Source organism: Domibacillus sp. 8LH (assembly GCF_038806185.1).
Taxonomy (GTDB): domain Bacteria; phylum Bacillota; class Bacilli; order Bacillales; family Domibacillaceae; genus Domibacillus; species Domibacillus indicus_A.
Genome location: NZ_JAVJNG010000001.1, coordinates 456,296 through 476,870 on the forward strand (window position 1 = coordinate 456,296; position 20,575 = coordinate 476,870).

Consider the following 20,575-nt stretch of genomic DNA (forward strand, 5'->3'; position numbering starts at 1 on the left):
CTCAAGACCACTCATCAATCTGAACAAGTGTCCCGTCTTCTTCTACTTGGTGAATCACAAGGCCGCCTTCAAGCTCGGACATTTCCACACAGCAGTCATGACAGTAATAATGGTCGGAGCCGATACGACCTACTTCCCGGCTTCCACAGTTCGGACATGATTGCACGATGATCCCTCCTGTTTTTGCCATCAGTATGTCCGAAACGACTCCCTCTTATACCACCATAAAATCGAAAGGCGTCATACCTTCCATGCCGATCATTGGATCGATCGACATCCATGTTTCTTCTGTCAGTGCTTCTGCTTCTTTTTCGGGGGCTTCTTGACCGGAGAGCCGGTCCGCAAGGCCTGTTTTTCGCACCAGGTCATCGTTGCGGGCAATGCCGATTCGAAACGCTTCTTCTTCGCCGCACAGGATTAAAAACTGCCGGCTTCTCGTAATGGCTGTATACAGAAGATTCCGCCTCAGCATGCGGTAATAGCTTTTAACGACCGGCAAAATCACGATCGGGAATTCACTTCCCTGCGACTTATGAATTGAGCAGCAAAACGCATGTGTAATTTGGTTTAAGTCATTGCGTGTATAGGTTACTTCATTGCCTTCGTATGAAACAATGACCATGTCTTCTTTTTCTGTGTTTTCTTTTGCATAAAAAATGGCGACAATCTCCCCGATATCTCCATTAAATACATTTTGCTCCGGCTGATTTACGAGCTGCAGCACCTTGTCGCCAATTCGATATTTAACCGGGCCAAACGCAATTTCTTTCCGCTGGCCGCCTTCGTTTGGGTTGAGCACCTGCTGCAGCACCTCGTTGAGCTTATCGATGCCTGCCGGTCCTTTGTACATGGGGGCGAGCACCTGAATGTCCCGCGGCTCATATCCTTTCCCCGCAGCATTTTTTACGACTTTTTCGATGACATCCGCAATTTGTCCGGTTCCGCACCGGAGAAAAGAACGGTCTTTCTGGGGAGCCGTGAGTGTTTCCGGAACCACGCCGTCTTTGATGTTGTGGGCCAGGCTGATGATGGAAGAGCCTTCTTCCTGGCGGTAAATATCCGTCAGCCGCACGGACGGAATGACGCCTGAGGCAAGCATATCTTTTAATACCTGCCCCGGTCCAACCGATGGAAGCTGGTCTTCATCTCCCACTAGTATGACCTGCATATCGTCCGGTATCGCTTTAAACAGCTGATGGGCAAGCCATATATCTACCATCGACGTTTCATCGACAATCAACAGCCGTCCTCCAACTGCATTGCCTTCTTCCTCCGGATCTTCCTGTCCATTGAATCCAAGAAGCCGATGGATGGTCACAGCAGGAAGCCCGGTTGACTCCATCATCCGCTTTGCCGCGCGGCCCGTCGGCGCGCAAAGCTTGATTGGAAAAGGCTCGTCTTTGTCATATTTTTTCGGGTCGAGCGATAAGCCATGAAGTTCACCATACAATTCAACAATCCCTTTTATAACAGTTGTTTTCCCCGTTCCAGGCCCTCCCGTTAAAATCATCACCGGTGAAGTAAGCGCGGTTTGAATGGCTTCCTTCTGGGAAGGCGCGTAAGAAATGCCGGTACGGTCTTCGAGCTCACCGAGCGCAAGCAAAAACTCCGACTCCGGAAACGAATGAGGCTCCTGCTCCATTACACGCTGCACGTTGGTGACGAGCCCTTTTTCCGAAAAATACAGAGACGGCATATAAACCCGCTGCTCTTCTCCCGCTACTTTCCCTTCTTCCTCCAGCTCAATCAGCCGTTTGGCGATCGCCTCGAATTCCGCTGTGCCATTCGCGCTTTTATCGAGTAGCTCCTTTACGTTTTTCAGCAGTTCTTCTGCTTCTATATAGCAGTGGCCATCTTGAAGACACTGCTGTTCAAGAGAATATAAAATCGCAGCTTTCAGGCGATCGGGATGCCCTCCGCTAATGCCAATTTGAGCACCGATTTCATCAGCCCGTACAAAACCGATTCCTTCGATGCTTTCCACAAGCCGGTATGGGTTTTCTTGAATGACGTTCAATGACTCTTCGTAATACATTTGATAAATTTTCATAGACAGCTGCGGCCCGAAGCCAAATTCATTCAGAGCCACCATAATCTGCTCAAGCCCTTGGTGCTTCATCAGCGTATCGTACAGTACATCCGCTTTTTCAGCCGGGAGGCGCGGTACGTTTTGCAGGCAGCTTTTATCCGCAATAATTTTGGAGATCGCCTGCTCGCCGAGGATCTCTACAATCGATTCAGCCGTTTTTTTGCCGATGCCTTTAAATAAGTCCCCGGATAAATAAGCCACAAGCCCCTGTTTCGTCTGCGGCATTTCTTTTTGAGCCGTGCGGGCAATAAACTGCCGCCCAAACCTTGGATGATCTTTGAAATGACCGCGAAACTCATACATTTCATGCTCATGGACAGCAGGGAAATACCCGGTTACCACCGCTTCTTTTTCATCATACGTTCCGTCCGTTTCGGTCACACGGACACGCAGAACGGTATAAAAGTTTTCATCGTTCCGGAAAATCGTGACAATATGCCGTCCTTTTAAAAACTGCTCTCCTTCTGTGAATAAATCCCGTTTTTCCTGCACGGTGCTGACCACCTCTTTTTATTCTGCTTTTTCCAGCATTTTTTTGCCGTACCCTGCCAGCATATGGTCCGGCTGAATCTCTAACGCCCGATCAAAAAATTGAGCTGCTTTGTCAGCTTGTTCGTAATGACCGGCATATAAAACACCGAGGTTATAAAAAGCATCGGCATGCTCCGAGTCCTGCTCGACGACTTTTTGCATGTTTTTCTCTGCTTCTTCATACTGCTCTGTTTTTGCCAGAGCAAGCGCATATTGAAAGCGCGCTTCCACATCGTCTTCATCCAATTCCACCGCACGCATTAAATACGGCAGCGCCATCACAGTTTGATCCAAATATAAAAAAGACAGCCCCAGCATAAAGTAAGCATCCGCTTCTTCCATTCCGCTCCGGATGGCCTTTTCAAAGCGCTGCGCGGCTTCTTCAAAACGCTCATTCGTAAAATAAAAAGAGCCAAGCGCGTATTGGGCTGAACTCGAGTCAGGAGCGACCTCAACCGCTTTTTGATAAAATCTTAATGCCCGTTCCCCATCATTCATCTCAGCCAGTACGTGGCCAAAATTAATATATGCAGCTGGTTCTTCCGGCTTTTCTTCAATTTGCTCGGTGAAAAGCTTAAGTGCTTCTTCCCATTTTCCTTCTTGTAACAATTCAATACCCTGCTGATTTTTATCCATGTGAAGCCTCCCAGTTTTTCTTTATTATAACAAAGAAAACCGCTCCACGTAGAGAGGAGCGGACTGCATTCAGCCGACATAATCGAGCTGTTTGTTTTCTTTATATACTTTATCGATTGTTCCGCCGCCAAGACAAACATCTCCATCATACAGTACAACCGCCTGACCCGGGGTAATCGCACGAACCGGTTCATCAAAAACGACCCGCGCTGTTCCGTCTCCGGTTTGTGTTACCGTCACGCCGGTATCTGCCTGGCGGTAACGGAATTTCGCTGTACAATGGAACGTCTCCGGCATTGGTTCATTTGTTGTAAAGCCCACTTGCACAGCGTCAAGCGAATCGGAGTACAGTGATTCATGATGGAAGCCTTGTACAACATACAGTTCGTTTGTTTTTAAATTTTTCCCGCCAACAAACCATGGCTCACCGCTTCCGCCGATCCCAAGACCGTGCCGCTGTCCGATTGTATAGTACATGAGTCCGTCATGACGGCCCATTTTACGGCCATCGAATGTAACCATATCACCCGGCTGAGCAGGCAAATACTGACCTAAAAACTCTTTGAAATTGCGCTCGCCGATAAAACAAATACCAGTCGAGTCTTTTTTCGTCGCAGTCGCGAGTCCGGCTTCTGCTGCCAGCTCCCGCACCCGTTTTTTCTCAAGCTCTCCGATAGGGAACATTACTTTTTCCAACTGGCTTTGAGACAACTGGTTTAAAAAGTAGGTCTGATCCTTGTTATCATCCACACCGCGCAGCATTTTCACTTCACCGCCGGAACGGTCAATACGCGCGTAGTGGCCAGTTGCCAAGTAATCAGCGCCCAGCTTCATCGCATGATCAAGAAAAGCTTTAAATTTTATTTCTTTGTTACACATCACGTCCGGATTAGGGGTCCGGCCCGCTTTATATTCATCTAAAAAGTAAGTAAATACTTTATCCCAGTACTGTTTTTCAAAGTTAACCGCGTAATACGGAATACCAATTTGGTTGCAGACGCGAATAACGTCCTCATAGTCTTCAGTCGCCGTGCAGACACCAAATTCGTCTGTATCATCCCAGTTTTTCATAAAAATGCCGACTACATCATACCCTTGTTCTTTTAATAAAAGCGCCGCTACCGAAGAATCAACGCCTCCTGACATACCGACGACAACACGGGTGTCTTTCGGTGCTTTCATTGCTTCATCCTCTTTCTATTGAAGCCGCTTCGCGATTTTCGCTGTTTCAAGAGCGGCTTGTTCAATTTGTTTCGTTGTATTATTAAACCCAAAGCTAAAGCGGATTGACGACCGAAGTTTAGGTGAATTCTCCCCAAACATCGCCGTTAAAACATGCGACGGCTGAATGGAACCAGCTGTACAAGCCGACCCGCTTGATGCGGCGATACCAGCCATATCCAGGTTCACCAAAAAAGCTTCTACATCTGTTTCGGGAAAAAACAAGTTTAGCACATGCGGCAGGGAATATTCAACTTTGCCGTTTACTGAAAACGAAGCGCCCTGCTCGGAAAGTGTATCGATAAAAAGCTTTTTCATTTCCATATAACGGGCAGCTCGTTCTTCCTGTGTTTGTTCCGCGATTTTGGCGGCTTGCGCCATACCGGCAATGGCCGCTGTATTTTCCGTTCCTGCACGGCGTTTACGCTCCTGTTCTCCTCCGTATAAAAGCGGCGCAAGCGCCGTTCCCGGTTTAACATAAAGAGCGCCGATACCTTTTGGGCCGTTAATTTTATGTCCTGAGACGGAAAGAAAGTCGACGTTCAATTTTTTCACATCAATTGGCAGGATACCATATGCCTGGACAGCATCCGTGTGAAAAAGAGCGGAATGGCCCGAAAGCAGCTGTCCGATAGCCTCGATTGGCTGAAGAGCACCTGTTTCGTTGTTGCCATACATGATAGAAACAAGAATGGTATCCTCCCGCAGCGCATCTTCTACCGCTGAAAGGGATACAATTCCTTCTTCATTGACAGGCAGATACGTTACTTCAAATCCTTCCCTCTCAAGTGCTTCACATGCATGCAAAACCGCGTGATGTTCAATGGTGGTAGTAATAATATGACCCGACCCTTGTGAACGTGCGGTACCCAAAATGGCCAGATTGTCTGCTTCTGTACCGCTCCCCGTAAAAATGATATCGTTAAAGCCGGCGTTTATCGTAGCAGCAATTACGGTTCTTGCTTCATCGACAATCCGGCGCGATTCCCGTCCAAACGAATGAATGCTTGATGGGTTTCCATAAGTTTCGGTTAAAACTTCTGCCATCGCTACGGCCGCTTCTGGATGAACAGGTGATGTGGCTGCGTGGTCTAAATAAATTCGTTCCATATTGACACCTCGTTAAATATAAAACATATATGCGTCAGATTCACCGGTTACGGTGTGATTCGCCAGGTCATCGAGTGTTGTATTTTCCAAAACGCCCTTGATCGCTTCGCTAATCCGGATCCATAGCTCCCGTTTCGCCGGCTCTTCGTCTTCAATTCCCTCCACAAGCGTGATTGGACCTTCGAGCACCCGAATAATATCGCCTGCTGTAATGTCCTGCGGCTCGTGTCCAAGCACATAGCCGCCATAGGCGCCACGAATACTGCGGACAAACCCGGCATTGCGGAGCGGCGCAATCAGCTGCTCAAGGTAGTGTTCCGACAAATCATGGGCTCCAGCAATTACACGAAGAGAAGTTGGTCCATCACCGTGGCGTTTTGCCAGTTCAATCATTATAGTCAGTCCATATCTTCCTTTAGTTGAGATTCTCATTTATTTGTGCCTCATTTCTTTTTTAATCCAATGATCCCTATAGTATATCATTTTATAGGTACAAAAAACATGCCGGAATACTCGGGATATGATACAGTGAATCTACCAAATGAGAAAGAGGGATTCATATGAAGCCGCTCGCCTACCGAATGAGACCGCGCACCATTGATGAGGTAGCCGGACAGGAACACTTAACAGGTGAAGGCAAAATCATCAGGCGGATGACAGAAGCCAAAAAACTATCTTCTATGATTTTATACGGCCCGCCCGGCACGGGTAAAACGTCGATCGCCAGTGCTATTGCGGGCACAACACGGTATGCGTTTCGCATGCTTAATGCTGTTACCAGCAACAAAAAAGATATGGAAATTGTTGCCGCCGAAGCTAAAATGTCCGGGACCGTCATTTTGCTTTTAGACGAGGTTCACCGCCTTGATAAAGCCAAGCAGGATTATTTGCTGCCTTTTCTTGAAAATGGCATGATTATTTTAATTGGCGCAACAACAAGTAATCCATATCATGCGATAAATCCGGCGATCCGAAGCCGCTGCCAAATTTTCGAAGTAAAGCCGCTCCGGCCCGATTCGATAAAGCGGCTGTTAACGGAAGCGCTGCGCGACGAAGAGCGCGGGCTTGGCATGTTCAAAACGGAGATCACGGACGAAGCACTTACTCATTTTGCCCAAGGTTCCGGCGGTGATGTACGCAGCTCATTAAACGCGCTTGAACTGGCTGTGTCGTCCACTAAACCGGATGCAGACGGGATCATTCGTATCTCGCTCGAAACAGCCGAAGAATGTCTTCGGCAAAAAAGTTTTGCCCATGATAAGGATGGCGATGCTCATTATGATGTTTTGAGTGCTTTTCAAAAATCGATTCGCGGCAGTGATGTGAATGCTGCACTTCATTATCTGGCCCGCTTGATTGAAGCCGGCGACCTTGTCAGCATCGCCCGGCGTCTTGTTGTGATTGCGTACGAGGATATCGGTCTTGCAAGCCCGCAGGCTGGTGAACGTACACTGGCCGCTGTCGAAGCGGCCGAACGGCTCGGATTCCCGGAAGCACGTATCCCCCTTGCCAATGCAGTAGTAGAGCTTTGCTTATCGCCAAAATCCAATTCCGCTTATAGAGCGATTGATGCGGCACTGGCCGATGTGCGGGCCGGGCGGTCAGGTGCAGTGCCTGACCATTTAAAAGACGCTCATTATAAAAGTGCGGCTAAACTGGGCCATGGGGTCGGCTATCAGTACCCGCATGATTTTGACGGCGGATGGATCGCACAGTCTTATCTGCCGGATACCTTAAAGCATAAACGTTATTTTGAACCGAAGGCAACCGGAAAATTCGAAAAGACATTGGCCGGTATATACGAAAAAATTGAAAGAAGCAAAACATAATATGCCGGTGTACAGGCAAACAAAAACACCAGCCTCTCTCTAGAGGAGCTGGTGTTTTTCATTTGCCATTAGTAGTTCATTGCCTCACTGACCTGGCTCATTTCTCCCGCCCACTGCCGGGCCTCTTCATAAATCATTTTCACTGTTTGCACATTCAGCCCAAGCTCTTGCACTTTTGTTTCAATGATCTTCCAATCCACAATATCCATACCGACCACAAGTTCTAAGAAAGGAGTGATAGGCGTGATAGTTCCCCTTAACGTTTCATTTACCTGATCAGATAATGGAATTTGTGCTAATACATCTGACATGCTGCACTTAAGCAGTACATCCACGAGTGAAAACATACCTGCAAGAAAAAACTCGGCTGCATTCCCAGCTTGTGTGTTCCTGGCCAGTTCCTCGCATGCTTTTGCGCGAAACAGCGCCGATTCCATTAATTCTTTTGTTTTGGCCGGCAAGTCCTTTTGAATTTCCCGCAGAGCCAGCATATACAGCCATTTTGTCAGTTCAATAAATCCAAGCATCATAATCGCTTGTTTAATAGACTTAATCTTGGCTCTTGTACGCAGTGCAGGTGAATTGGCCAGCTTTAATAGATGATACGACAGTGACACATCCCGTTCAATCAAGCGGGTAATGTTTTCAATATCGATTTCCTCTTCCTGCAAAAGCTTGATCAAATGAAAATAAGTGACCGCATTGATCGGCAGGTATGCTGACTGAATCAGCTGCGGTTTCGCAAAAAAGTAGCCTTGAAACAGTTCGTAACCTGCCCTTTTTGCCCTCTCGAATTCTTCATGTGTTTCGACCTTTTCTGCCAGAAGCACAATATGCGGAAAATCGTTTTTCACTTTTTGTTCGATGGCCAGCCGCTCAGCGGGTGTTGTATGTAAAAAATCTACCTTTATGTATGTAGTCAGGTTAAACAGTTCATTATACAGGTCCGTCTGCCCGCGCAGAATAAAATCATCTAAAGCAATTGAGTACCCTTTTTGTTTCAGTCTCTGAAGAACGGCAATCAGTTCAGCTGTAATTGGAATATCCTCCAGCACTTCAATAATAACGTGCTCCGGTGGAAAGTTTTCAGCCACTTTTTCTTTTAACAGCGTTTCTGTAAAGTTAATAAAACAAGGGTGCCCATGGGCTATTTTTTCTACTCCAACCGTCAAAAATGAATGAATTAACACTTCAATTGTCGCCTGATCCGGGGACACATCCGGAAAAGTATTGGTTTCGCTGTTTCGGTACAGCAGCTCATAACCAAATACGTGCTCATTGACGTTGAAAATGGGCTGTCGTGCCATAAATAAATTCATCTTTTTGCGCTCCGATCGTTATTAATCTATGACATTATACCAATATATAGATAAAAAGTCCCTTTTTTAAGCAAAAAAGTCATCCTTGGAAAAGGATGACTTTTTAGTCGTTTACACGAGTGATTTTCACATCTTTTAAAATGTCACGAACAACATAGCTTGCTGCGATTAAGCCCGCAACAGATGGAACAAAAGCGTTTGAAGCGGGAGGCATTTTCGCTTTGCGAATTTCCGCCTCATCGTTGCCGACGACCTGACGTACATCTTCCCGGATCACAATTGGGCTTTCATCCGAGAAAATAACGGGAATGCCTTTTCGAATGCCTTCTTTGCGCAGGCGTGTGCGAATCACCTTTGCAATAGGATCCGTATGGGTTTTAGAAATATCAGCAATGGTAAACCGTGTCGGGTCTAACTTATTCGCCGCCCCCATGCTGGAGATGATCGGAATACTTCGGTTTAAACATTCTTTCATTAAGTGAATTTTGTAAGAGATCGTATCGGACGCATCCACAACGTAATCGAGTCCGTAGCTGAAAAACTGCTCATATGTTTCTTCTGTATAAAACATTTTCAGTGCGATCACTTCACATTCAGGATTGATATCCACAATTCGTTCTTTCATTAAATCCGCTTTTGGCTGTCCGACTGTTGATAAAAGTGCCGGCAGCTGGCGATTAATATTTGTAATATCGATCACATCTTTATCGACCAGAATTAAGCGGCCGACTCCCGAACGGGCAAGTGCTTCCGCTGCAAATGAGCCCACTCCGCCAATGCCCAAAACGGCAACGGTTGCATTTTTTAATAGGTCAAGCCCTTCTTTTCCGAAGGCAAGTTCATTACGGGAAAATTGGTGAAGCATTTAAACGATCACTCCTGTTTTTAAGCATAAAAAAAGACGGCGAATCCCAATCGTGCCGTCGTTGTAATAACATATGTTTTGAACCCGCTCTACAGCAGGTGGGTGCCCTGTTCTGGGCGTTGCAAGTCCCCGCAAAGGGCATGTGCGCTGTCCAAAAACTCAGACTCCCTAACATATAGTGTTCGGTCAAAACAGAATGTGTAACTAACGTACACATCAGGATCCGCCTCATTGGAATCATATTATCATACGTTTTTTTGAAAATCAACTAATGACCACTGCGAATTTATCAGAAAATTAAAAACACAACTTTTTTCTTATTTCGCTGTTTGGCTGATACGTAGATGCAGTTCTTCAAGCTGTGCATTGGACACTTCGCCCGGCGCATCTGTTAATACGTCTGCTGCACTTGCTGTTTTCGGGAAAGCAATAGTATCACGCAGATTTGTACGGCCGGCAAGAAGCATAACCAAACGGTCTAAGCCAAGCGCAATACCGCCGTGTGGAGGCGTACCATATTCAAATGCATCCATAAGGAAGCCGAACTGTTCTTTCGCCTGCTCTTCTGTGAAACCAAGCAGCTTGAACATTTTTTCCTGCACATCACGTTCAAAAATACGAATCGAGCCGCCGCCGAGTTCATAGCCGTTTAACACAATGTCATAGGCTTGCGCACGTACCGCGCCCGGGGCTGATTCCATTTTCTCGATATCTTCACGGAATGGCATTGTAAATGGATGGTGCGCTGCGTAGTAACGTCCTTCTTCTTCGTCATACTCAAGCAGCGGCCAGTCTGTTACCCAAAGGAAATTGTATTTAGATTCATCGATCATGCCAAGCTCTTTACCAAGTTTTAAGCGAAGAGCACCCAATGCATCGGCTACAACCTGCTTTTTATCTGCGACGAACATGATTAAATCGCCTGTATTTGCTCCGGCTGTTTCCAGCATCTTCGCCTGTTCTTCGTCCGTGAAGAACTTAATAATCGGCCCTTTCATGCCATCTTCTTCGACTTTCAGCCAAGCAAGGCCTTTCGCACCGTAAATCGCTGCAAACTCTGTTAGATGATCAATGTCTTTACGAGAATACTTTTCAGCACCGCCCGGTACACAAAGCGCTTTTACTTGTCCACCTGACTCCACAACCTGCGCGAATACTTTAAATCCAGATCCACGAACTACATCGGCCATATCGATCAATTCAAGACTAAAGCGTGTATCCGGCTTGTCAGAACCAAAACGGTTCATCGCGTCTTCATATGTCATGCGTTCAAAAGATCCATTGATGTCGAGGTTTTTCACGCGCTTCATCACTTTTTTCAGCATTTCTTCTGTCATTTGCATGATGTCTTCCTGGCTCATAAAGCTTGTTTCAATATCGACTTGTGTGAATTCAGGCTGACGGTCTGCACGCAAATCTTCATCACGGAAGCAGCGGGCAATTTGATAGTAACGGTCTACACCAGACACCATAAGCAGCTGTTTGAAAATTTGCGGTGACTGCGGCAGCGCGTAAAACTCGCCTGGGTGAACACGGCTTGGAACCAGGTAATCACGTGCGCCTTCCGGTGTTGATTTTGTTAAAATCGGTGTTTCCACATCAAGAAAACGATTTTCGTCTAAATAATCACGAATCGTTTTTGTTACATCACTGCGCATTTTTAGTGTTTCAAACATCACTGGACGGCGAAGATCCATGTAACGATATTTTAAGCGGACGTCTTCGTTTACTTCCGTTCCGTCTTCAATCATGAACGGCGGTGTTTTCGCTTCGCTCAGTACGTTGATTTCCGTTACATGTACTTCAATCGTACCAGTCGGGATGTTTTCATTTACGGTTTCCGCGTCACGCTTTACAATTGTCCCTTTGACATCAAGTACATATTCATTGCGGACTTTTTCTGCCACAGCAAGTGCTTCTGCTGAAATTTCCGGGTTAAACACGATCTGCATGATGCCTGTACGGTCACGCAAATCAATAAAAATGACGCTCCCAAGGTCACGGCGGCGCTGCACCCATCCTTTTAATGATACTTCTTTTCCAATATGCTCTTCGGTCATTTCACCGTTATAAAACGTGCGTCCAAACATTTACTTCGCCTCCATTTTTGTTTTAATATAACCAGCCAGCTCATCCAGTGACACCTGGTCCTGCGAACCCGCCGCCATGTCTTTGACGGTAATCTGGTTTTCCGCCAGTTCATCTTCGCCCAAAATTGCTGTAAAGCGGGCGTGCTGGCGGTCAGATGCTTTAAGCTGAGCTTTCATTTTCCGGTCCTGGTAGTCACGGTCTGCTGAAAGACCCGCTGTACGCAGCTCATGAACAAGCGAAACGGACCGGTCTTTCGCTGCATCTCCAAGCGCTACTACAAAACAGTCAATTCCTTGATCGATCGGCCATTCTACGCCTTCTGCCTCCATCGCGGCAATAAACCGCTCAATACTGAAAGCAAAGCCGATTCCCGGTGATTCCGGACCGCCAAGCTGCTGGACAAGACCGTTGTAGCGTCCTCCTCCGCACAGCGTCGTGATGGCCCCGAAGCCCTCTGCCTCGCTCATCACTTCAAAAGCTGTGTGGTTGTAGTAATCAAGCCCGCGGACAAGCTTTGGATCTACGGTATATGAAATGCCGATTGCATCTAAATAGCCGGTTACTTTCTCAAAGTACGCTTTTGATTCTTCGTTTAAGTAGTCCAGAATAGAAGGTGCTGTCTGCATCAGCTCATGATTCCGGTCTTTTTTGCAATCTAAAATCCGAAGCGGATTTTGCTGCAAACGCGTCTGGCAGTCGCTGCAGAATTCCTCAATACGCGGCTCGAAATGACCGATGAGCGCTTCCCGGTGTGCATTTCGGCTGTCAGCATCGCCAAGAGAATTAATGACGAGATTTAACCGTTGAAGCCCTGCTGCTTTGTAAATATCCATTACAAGTGCAATCACTTCCGCGTCAATTGCCGGATCTTCGCTGCCAATCGCTTCTACACCAAACTGGACAAACTGGCGGTAGCGGCCCGCCTGAGGGCGTTCATACCGGAACATCGGGCCTGTGTAAAACAGCTTGACCGGCTGATCCGGGTGGCCAAACATTTTGTTTTCCACAAATGAACGGACAACCGCGGCTGTTCCTTCTGGGCGAAGGGTTAAACTGCGCTCTCCTCTGTCTTCGAACGTGTACATTTCTTTTTGAACGATATCGGTTGTATCGCCGACGCTGCGCTTGAACAATTCGGTATGCTCAAAAATCGGTGTGCGAATTTCTTTATAGTGATAACGGCGGCAGACGTCTTTAGCAATGGATTCTATGTACTGCCATTTTTCTGACTGTCCTGGCAAAATATCCTGCGTACCACGTGGAATATTCACTGACATGGTCGTTCCTCCTTTATTTGTAAAAGCACATAAAAAAACTTCCATCCCTGCACTGCGCGCAGGGACGGAAGTTTTCCGCGGTACCACCCTCGTTAAAGCCGAAGCTTTCCCTTTTTTGATAACGCAATACGCGGTTTTTCCTACTATTGTTTCAGAAAAACGCCTCAGAAGTGTCTGTTCATGAAGGTGCACCGTAAATGCTCTCAGTCGCGGCATTTTTCTCTGTCCGGGCATGGGCTTCACTACTTTTCTTCGTCTATGGCTTTTCATATGTTCTTTTATGATGGACTGGATATCCAGCCGATGAAAAGATTATAAAAAACTTTTCTCCTGATTTCAACCTTAATCTTTTGTATCAAGAATTAAGGTAACCGGACCGTCGTTTACAAGCGACACATCCATCATGGCGCCAAACACACCTGTTTCCACCTGTACGCCTTTTTCGCGGATGAGGCGGTTAAAGACATCATATAGCCCCTCTGCCTGGACACCGGATGCTGCCTTCATGAAATTCGGACGCCGCCCTTTTTTGCAGTCACCGTACAAGGTAAACTGGGAAACCGATAAAATCGATCCGCCCCGCTCAAGCAGTGATTCATTCATTTTTCCCGACTCATCTTCGAAAATACGCAGATGCACAATTTTTTCGGCGAGCCAGGCTGCGTCCTGCTCCGTATCCTCATGTGTTACACCGACTAGAAGGACAAGGCCTGAGTCAATGGCTCCTTTGATTGCTCCGTCCACCGTCACGCTTGCTTGTTTGCTTCTTTGTAAAACCACTCTCATTCTTCTACACCTGCCAACGTTAATTCATAATGCGGCGGACTGCATAAATGTCCGGAATTTGTTTGACCCGTTCCACCACTTTTTGCAGGTGATTCACATTACGAATAAAAATAGACATATCGATTTTCGCCATTTTATTTCGGTCTGAACGTCCAGATACCGCGGAAATATTTGTTTTTGTTTCACTGACTACATGCAGCACTTCATTTAAGAGACCTTGACGGTCGTAGCCGGAAATCTCAATATCAACCAAATACTCTTTTTGATTTGCCCCGCCTGACTCCCACTCAACCGGGATCAAGCGATTTTCCGCATCGTCATCCGCCGTCACGTTCGGACAGTCTTCCCGATGAACAGAGACACCGCGCCCTTTTGTAATATAGCCGACGATATCGTCACCCGGTACAGGGTTACAGCAGCGGGACAGCCGAATCAGCAAGTTGTCGATGCCTTTAACCGTAACACCGGCATTTTTCTTTTGAGCGGCTGGATTTGGCGGCGTTTTAATTTCCTTCACCACTTCACTCAGCGCCGCTTCCTGATCACGCTGCTTGCGAAGCTTTTCAGTCAGCCGGTTGGCCACTTGAAGAGCGGTGACTCCGTTATAACCGACTGCTGCATACATGTCTTCCTCATTCAAGAAGTTGAACTTTTCCGCCACGCGCTTTAAGTTCTGCTGCGTCAACACTTCTTTTACATCGAATTCCATATTTTTAATTTCATTCTCGACCATTTCCTGGCCTTTTTCCACGTTTTCTTCACGATTTTGCTTTTTGAAGAATTGGCGGATTTTGTTTTTCGCCTGCGACGTCTGCGCCATTTTGATCCAGTCTTTACTCGGGCCGTATGAATGCTTTGACGTCAAAATTTCTAAAATATCGCCTGTTTTTAATTTATAATCAAGCGTAACCATCTTCCCATTTACTTTTGCGCCAATGGTTTTATTGCCGATTTCCGAGTGAATACGGTAGGCGAAATCAATCGGGACAGAACCGGCCGGCAGCTCCAGCACATCGCCTTTTGGCGTAAACACAAACACCATATCCGAAAACAAATCGAGCTTTAATGATTCCATAAACTCTTCTGCATCCTGCGATTCATTTTGGAAATCCAGAATTTCACGGAACCACGTCATTTTCTTTTCAAACGAAGCATTTTCGTCTACCGTTCGTCCTTCTTTATAGGCCCAATGCGCCGCAACCCCGTACTCGGCAATTCGGTGCATCTCTTCTGTGCGAATCTGCACTTCAAGCGGATCACCTTTCGGGCCGATGACCGTCGTGTGAAGAGACTGGTACATGTTCGTTTTTGGCATCGCTATATAATCTTTAAACCGTCCTGGCATCGGTTTCCAGCATGTATGAATAATGCCGAGCGCTGCATAACAGTCTTTGATACTGTCTACGACAATACGAACCGCTAATAAGTCGTAAATTTCATTAAACTGTTTGTGCTGCATGGCCATTTTCCGATAAATACTGTAAATATGTTTAGGGCGGCCGGAAATTTCCGCGCTGATATCCATCTCATCGAGCCGTGTTCTCATTAAATCAATGACATCATCTAAATACTGCTCCCGCTCCTCGCGCTTGCGTTTCATCAAGTTGACAATCCGGTAATACTGCTGTGGATTCAAATAACGAAGTGCTGTATCTTCCAGCTCCCATTTAATCTTCGACATTCCAAGACGATGGGCAAGAGGCGCAAAAATTTCCAGCGTTTCATTGGAAATACGGCGCTGCTTTTCCTGCGGCAGGTGTTTCAACGTTCTCATATTGTGCAGACGGTCTGCCAGCTTGATTAAAATCACACGAATATCCTGTGCCATTGCGACAAACATTTTCCGGTGATTTTCCGCCTGCTGTTCTTCTTTTGACTTATATTTAATTTTCCCAAGCTTTGTGACACCGTCTACCAGCATTGCTACTTCCGCATTAAATTCATTCGCCAAATCCTGCAGTGTCACATCCGTGTCTTCTACCACATCATGCAGAAAACCGGATGCGACCGTTGCCGGGTCCATTTCAAGATCAGCCAATATGCCCGCAACCTGGATAGGATGAATGATGTACGGTTCGCCCGATTTACGAAACTGGTGCTTATGCGCTTCTTTTGCGTACTCAAACGCACGCCGGACAAATCCGACATGCTCTTCGTTCAAGTAGGCACGGGTCCGGTCGATGACCTGGTCGGCGGTTAATATCTGGTCTTTCGCCATATGTTTTGTTCACCTTCGCCCTTTCCGAAAAAAACTGATTGTTCTTATTATCGAAAAAAAAGCGCAGGATGTAAAGTCATCCTGCACTTTTTTTGTGAATTAGGCGATTTTTGTCGAATCAGTCGTACGGAATGATGGTTAATATATCATATCCATCCAATTTTTCGCGCCCATTCAAGTAATTTAATTCAATTAAAAATGCAATACCTACTACAATACCGCCAAGCTGCTCTACAAGCTTGATTGTCGCTTCAATCGTACCGCCTGTTGCCAGCAAGTCATCTGTAATAAGAACACGCTGACCCGGCTTAACGGCGTCTTTATGGATCGTCAGCACGTCTTTTCCATACTCAAGCCCATATTGTACTTTGATCGTCTCACGCGGCAGCTTGCCTTCTTTACGGACGGGCGCAAAGCCAACACCAAGAGAGTAGGCAACCGGGCAGCCTACAATAAAGCCACGCGCTTCCGGACCTACAATTAAATCTACTTGTTTCTCTTTTGCATACGTGACAATTTGATCCGTTGCATAACGGAATGCCTCGCCATTGTCCATAAGTGGTGTGATATCTTTAAACTGAATGCCCGGCTTTGGCCAATCCGGCACAATTTTAATATACTCTTTTAAATTCATGTTAATCGTTCCTCCCAGTGTCTAGCGGGCTGCTTCATCCATTCATCCAGAATCATTTTTAATTCACGGTAGGATGAGTACAGCAGCTTTTGTTCAAGGTTAAATTGCGTCTGCTTTCGTATGTAGGCAGGCGACTCGCTCAAATCACGCTTGTCCGCTTCTCTTTGCACTTCAATCTTTCCATTCTCTAGTTTAACAAATCCAAGCTCTAAAAACACGTTTGACATAAAACGAACAGCAGCATAAGACCAGCCCTGCTTTTTCGCCAGCAGCTCGCCATGCTGTTTTACGTCAAATGTTCCTCTTTTCAATAAAAACGCGTAATACCATTTGAAATGATCCCGTGTTGGCATCGAACTGAAGAAATGATTCTCCTGCGTGCTGAAATGGGCATAAATACGAGCCGGCGACTTTCCACCCAGGAGTGACTTGATCACGTCTTCCCTTTCCGGCAAATCTAACAGCACTACATTTTTGCCATCCATTTCAACGGCTTGGGCATCCTGTTCGTTTTGAACAAATACGACATTAGGATCCCCTGATGCACGGCTGAAGGATACAGCGACCTTTACATCGGGTATGTTCTTGTACCAGCTTGAAACATTTCTTCCGCCGCGCATATCAAACAGCTGGCATTCGTCCACTCGAAGGTCGCGAAGCATAAGCTGCGGGCGGCGCATATTATTCCATTCATTAATAGACAGTTCGCCAATCACCGAAATGTCCGATGTTTTCGCTATTTGATCCACGTATTCTCCCATACCAAAACCGACTCCGTCAATGGTCTGCCCGTTTTGTTCAAACGCTGCTTTTAAGTGCGTTTGGTTGGCGCCAATCTTTTTCATCGAAGAAATTTTAGCATCCTGGATCATAAAAAGCGGTTTCGGGTTGTTCATGCCAAACGGCGCCAGCTTATTCAGCTCCTCAATCCCCTGCACTGTAATATCAGACACCGCAGCCTGCGCATCGACTTGAACAATCGGTGTAAAATCCTCTTCCGTAAGTGTATCCTTGGCGATACGAACCATACGGCTGCGCAGCTCATCTACATCCTGGATTGACAGGGTCATGCCGGCAGCCATCGGGTGACCGCCGAAATGCGGCAAAATATCCCGGCAGGTTGACAGGTTTTGAAACAAATCAAAGCCTTTAATACTTCTGGCTGAGCCTTTTGCAATGCCTTTCTCAGAATCAAAACCAAGCACGATAGCCGGCCGATAAAATGTATCAGTTAAACGGGACGCAACAATTCCGACAACACCAGGATTCCACCCTTCCTTACCTACCACAATGACCGGGTACTCATCCGATGGGAACTCCTGGTTCACCATGTCAATTGCTTCTTTTGCCATCTCGTTGACGATAGACTGCCGTTGTTTATTCATCGCGTCAATTTCTTCTGCAAGCATCATCGCTTCTTCTAAGTCTTCCGTTAACATTAATTCTGCAGCAGGACCCGCATCATCAAGGCGGCCGGCTGCATTAATACGCGGTCCGATCATAAATCCGACCGTTTCTTCATCAATAGATGACTGCTCTGTGCCGGTCTGTTTGCAAAGCGCGACAATACCCGGCCGCTCTGTCTGGCGCAGGGCGGACAGACCTTTTTTGGCAATCAGCCGGTTCTCTCCGTACAGCGGCACTAGGTCGGCAATGGTGCCAATCGCAGCCAAATCAAGCAGATGTTCCGGTACTTTCCCATATAACGCATGTGCCACCTTCAGCGCTACCCCTACACCAGCAAGATATCCAAATGGATACGTGCCCTCTGGATGCTTCGGGTGGATAATCGCTAATGCTTCCGGCAGTACAGGTCCGGGTTCGTGGTGATCGGTAATAATTAAGTCAATGCCAATCTCCTTGGCCACCTGTGCTTCATGAACGCCTGAAATTCCGGTATCAACCGTAATAATTAAACCAAAGCCACTTTCTTTCGCATGACGAAAAGCCGGCTCATTCGGACCATAGCCTTCAGTGAACCGGTTTGGAATATAATAATCAGCGAGAACACCATAATCGCGAAGCGCTGTTAAAAGCAGCGACGTACTGCTGACACCGTCAGCGTCATAGTCACCAAAAACAAGAACAGCTTCTTCCCGCTCTTTCGCCTGACGAATGCGGTCAATTGCTTTGTTCATATCTTTTAACAAAAAAGGATCGTGAAAAGCGACACCTTCATCAAACAAAAATGCACGTGCTTCTTCTTTTTCTGTGATTCCCCGTCCCAATAAAAGCGATGCAGCGAGAGGGCTTGTTCCAACTTCCTCCGCAAACGCTTCACTTCTTTTGCGGTCCACTTCTTTCAAGGACCAGCGCATTTTTGGTTTCAGCATAATTTCACCCCATAACGTACTCATTATACGGGTCAATTGAACAAATGACAATATGATTCAAAAGAAGAGAGCTGAGTGGGTTTCACTCAGCTCTCCTTTTTCTTTTATGAATCACCGTCCGGCGCCAGCCGGGTTGACGTAGCAGGGGGTGTTCTCTGCTCCCGGTGCTCAAGCTTTAATTCATGCAATTCTTTTTTTAGCTGCTCATTTTGCCGGACCAATTCTTTGCGCTGGTGTTTAAGCGCCAGCGTACGGAACAAACTAAACATAAAGATAGCGAGCCCGCCAAGCAGCACCGAAAACAATATAACAAGAATAAGCGGCCACCGTGCAGAGCCGAACACATAGTTAACCGTCACAGGGTCTACGTTGATGACAGCAAAAATAGCGGTAACAATTGCGAAAATCAATCCTAAAATAAGCGCTGTTTGTGTTTTCACTTTTCTTCCCTCCTTATATGCCCTTACTTTTCCTTTTTTGAATTCACTTCAAACATCGTTCGACCGCTTCTCTCTTGAATTCTTTTTCCAAAACAGGCACGATAAGAGAAAAAGAAAGCAGGAGTAGCATGCAGCGTTTTTATATCGACATTCTTCAAGGAAGAGGGAGTTATTATGAGCTCGGGCTGCTTGCCGGTGAAAGATTAAAGGAATCGCCGCTTTTCGCGGCTCATCAAAAACGGCGCCAAAAGTCTCTTCGTTCTTATGACATTGATTTTAAAAGGGTAAAAGCCTACTTTCAATCTTTCCTTCCTCTTATATGGGAAGAGCTTGAGGGCCTTGCAGAGTCCCTTGGCTGGTCTTTATATGATGCGGTTCACGAATACAGCGGTTTTCAAGCCGATGATGTAAACAGCGGCTGTTCTGCCCTGATGAACAATGGCGTTTTCGCAAGAAACTATGATTATCACCCGAAAACCTATGAAGGCAGGCTTTTATTGTGGCAGCCTGATCACGGCTACGCTTCAGTCGGTATAAGCGGCCGGATGATTGGGCGGATTGACGGCATGAATGAAAAAGGGCTTGTGATTGGCTTTCACTTTGTAAACCGGCGCCGTGCCGAAGACGGATTTACGTGCAGCGTTATCGCTCGCATGGTGCTGGACTCGTGTGCGACAACAGACCAGGCGATCGACCTGCTTCGCTCTATTCCGCATCGTCATGCATTTAACTATTCTCTTTACGATGCTTCCATGCATAGTGCAGTCGTCGAAGCATCGCCACGGGGAATACAAGTACACAAGCAAGCCGCAGCTTGTGCGAATCACTTTCTCTCGGACACCTTATCGTCTGAAAACCGCCACCATACAGCTGAGTCTAAAGAACGGCTGCAGACACTGCAGCACTTTTCCGAAACCTCACAAAGCGCCATTGAACGATACATGCTTTTTAACGACCCTGCTTATGGGGTTTTCAAAAAGAAATACGCGAGCTGGGCGGGAACACTTCACACAACCGTATATGAACCGGCTTCTCTCCGGATGCTTCTTGGCGTCGGCGAAAGCGCCCATCCTCTTCCCATTGACTTCGGCCGCTGGCTGGCTGGAGAGCGGCTTCCCATTACCCGTGTGTTTGGAAAAATTGATTCGAATGAGTCGTTTTTGCATATGTAATGAGCGTACAAAAAAAGACAGGCT

The 20,575-nt window shown here is 46.7% G+C and carries 17 protein-coding genes, 1 other RNA gene and 1 other annotated feature; of the genes, 2 read left to right on the forward strand and 16 right to left on the reverse strand.

Features of this window, described 5'->3' with window-relative positions; translation table 11 throughout:
• Position 1: 1 nt before the first annotated feature.
• From RG959_RS02440 to cymR, 6 genes are all read right to left on the reverse strand, one after another.
• The gene (locus tag RG959_RS02440) at positions 2–166 is read right to left on the reverse strand and encodes a hypothetical protein (RefSeq protein WP_242233376.1); all 165 of its coding nucleotides are present in this window, start codon (positions 164–166) and stop codon (positions 2–4) included.
• Between the two features lie 48 nt (positions 167–214).
• Positions 215–2,581, reverse strand: a complete 2,367-nt coding sequence (gene recD2 / locus RG959_RS02445; protein ID WP_342795801.1) for an SF1B family DNA helicase RecD2 — start codon at positions 2,579–2,581, stop codon at positions 215–217.
• An 18-nt stretch (positions 2,582–2,599) separates the two neighbouring features.
• Positions 2,600–3,256: a tetratricopeptide repeat protein gene (locus RG959_RS02450; protein ID WP_342795802.1), complete on the reverse strand. Its 657-nt coding sequence runs from the start codon at positions 3,254–3,256 to the stop codon at positions 2,600–2,602.
• Positions 3,257–3,325: 69 nt separating this feature from the next.
• Entirely contained in the window at positions 3,326–4,438 is a 1,113-nt protein-coding gene (gene mnmA / locus RG959_RS02455) for a tRNA 2-thiouridine(34) synthase MnmA (RefSeq protein ID WP_242233373.1), read from the reverse strand.
• A 15-nt stretch (positions 4,439–4,453) separates the two neighbouring features.
• Positions 4,454–5,587 (reverse strand): cysteine desulfurase family protein, encoded by a 1,134-nt coding sequence (locus tag RG959_RS02460; RefSeq protein WP_342795803.1) that lies wholly within the window; start codon positions 5,585–5,587, stop codon positions 4,454–4,456.
• A gap of 12 nt (positions 5,588–5,599) precedes the next feature.
• On the reverse strand, positions 5,600–6,019 hold the full coding sequence (gene cymR, locus RG959_RS02465; protein ID WP_242233371.1) for a cysteine metabolism transcriptional regulator CymR: 420 nt from the start codon (positions 6,017–6,019) through the stop codon (positions 5,600–5,602).
• 122 nt (positions 6,020–6,141) lie between these two features.
• Between cymR and RG959_RS02470 the strand changes: the two genes are divergently transcribed.
• Positions 6,142–7,416, forward strand: coding sequence for a replication-associated recombination protein A (locus RG959_RS02470; protein WP_342795968.1), 1,275 nt, complete (start codon positions 6,142–6,144; stop codon positions 7,414–7,416).
• Between the two features lie 68 nt (positions 7,417–7,484).
• Here the strand turns inward: RG959_RS02470 and RG959_RS02475 are convergent, their stop codons facing one another.
• The 10 genes from RG959_RS02475 to RG959_RS02520 all read right to left on the reverse strand — a co-directional run bounded on the left by RG959_RS02475 (position 7,485) and on the right by RG959_RS02520 (position 19,379).
• On the reverse strand, positions 7,485–8,735 hold the full coding sequence (locus RG959_RS02475) for an EAL and HDOD domain-containing protein (RefSeq protein WP_342795804.1): 1,251 nt from the start codon (positions 8,733–8,735) through the stop codon (positions 7,485–7,487).
• A gap of 103 nt (positions 8,736–8,838) precedes the next feature.
• Positions 8,839–9,600 carry a tRNA threonylcarbamoyladenosine dehydratase gene (locus RG959_RS02480; RefSeq protein WP_342795805.1) on the reverse strand — a complete coding sequence of 254 codons (762 nt, stop codon included), beginning with the start codon at positions 9,598–9,600 and terminating at the stop codon, positions 8,839–8,841.
• Positions 9,601–9,639: 39 nt separating this feature from the next.
• A non-coding RNA gene (ssrS, locus tag RG959_RS02485) (6S RNA) lies at positions 9,640–9,826 on the reverse strand.
• Positions 9,827–9,917: 91 nt separating this feature from the next.
• The gene (gene aspS / locus RG959_RS02490; protein ID WP_342795806.1) at positions 9,918–11,690 is read right to left on the reverse strand and encodes an aspartate--tRNA ligase; all 1,773 of its coding nucleotides are present in this window, start codon (positions 11,688–11,690) and stop codon (positions 9,918–9,920) included.
• A complete protein-coding gene (hisS, locus tag RG959_RS02495; protein ID WP_342795807.1) occupies positions 11,691–12,968 on the reverse strand; it encodes a histidine--tRNA ligase in 1,278 nt (425 codons plus the stop codon).
• Between the two features lie 57 nt (positions 12,969–13,025).
• Positions 13,026–13,236 (reverse strand) — a binding site (T-box leader).
• 74 nt (positions 13,237–13,310) lie between these two features.
• A complete protein-coding gene (dtd, locus tag RG959_RS02500; RefSeq protein ID WP_342795808.1) occupies positions 13,311–13,754 on the reverse strand; it encodes a D-aminoacyl-tRNA deacylase in 444 nt (147 codons plus the stop codon).
• Positions 13,755–13,773: 19 nt separating this feature from the next.
• Positions 13,774–15,972, reverse strand: a complete 2,199-nt coding sequence (locus RG959_RS02505; protein ID WP_251269532.1) for a RelA/SpoT family protein — start codon at positions 15,970–15,972, stop codon at positions 13,774–13,776.
• 118 nt (positions 15,973–16,090) lie between these two features.
• Positions 16,091–16,606 carry an adenine phosphoribosyltransferase gene (locus tag RG959_RS02510; RefSeq protein WP_309089718.1) on the reverse strand — a complete coding sequence of 172 codons (516 nt, stop codon included), beginning with the start codon at positions 16,604–16,606 and terminating at the stop codon, positions 16,091–16,093.
• Complete coding sequence (recJ, locus tag RG959_RS02515) at positions 16,603–18,939, reverse strand: single-stranded-DNA-specific exonuclease RecJ (RefSeq protein WP_342795809.1); 2,337 nt, start codon at positions 18,937–18,939, stop codon at positions 16,603–16,605. The genes RG959_RS02510 and recJ overlap by 4 nt, the downstream gene beginning before the upstream one ends.
• A gap of 104 nt (positions 18,940–19,043) precedes the next feature.
• Positions 19,044–19,379 (reverse strand): LapA family protein, encoded by a 336-nt coding sequence (locus RG959_RS02520; RefSeq protein ID WP_342795810.1) that lies wholly within the window; start codon positions 19,377–19,379, stop codon positions 19,044–19,046.
• Between the two features lie 128 nt (positions 19,380–19,507).
• Between RG959_RS02520 and RG959_RS02525 the strand changes: the two genes are divergently transcribed.
• Positions 19,508–20,551 carry a C45 family autoproteolytic acyltransferase/hydrolase gene (locus RG959_RS02525; protein WP_342795811.1) on the forward strand — a complete coding sequence of 348 codons (1,044 nt, stop codon included), beginning with the start codon at positions 19,508–19,510 and terminating at the stop codon, positions 20,549–20,551.
• Positions 20,552–20,575: the final 24 nt, after the last annotated feature.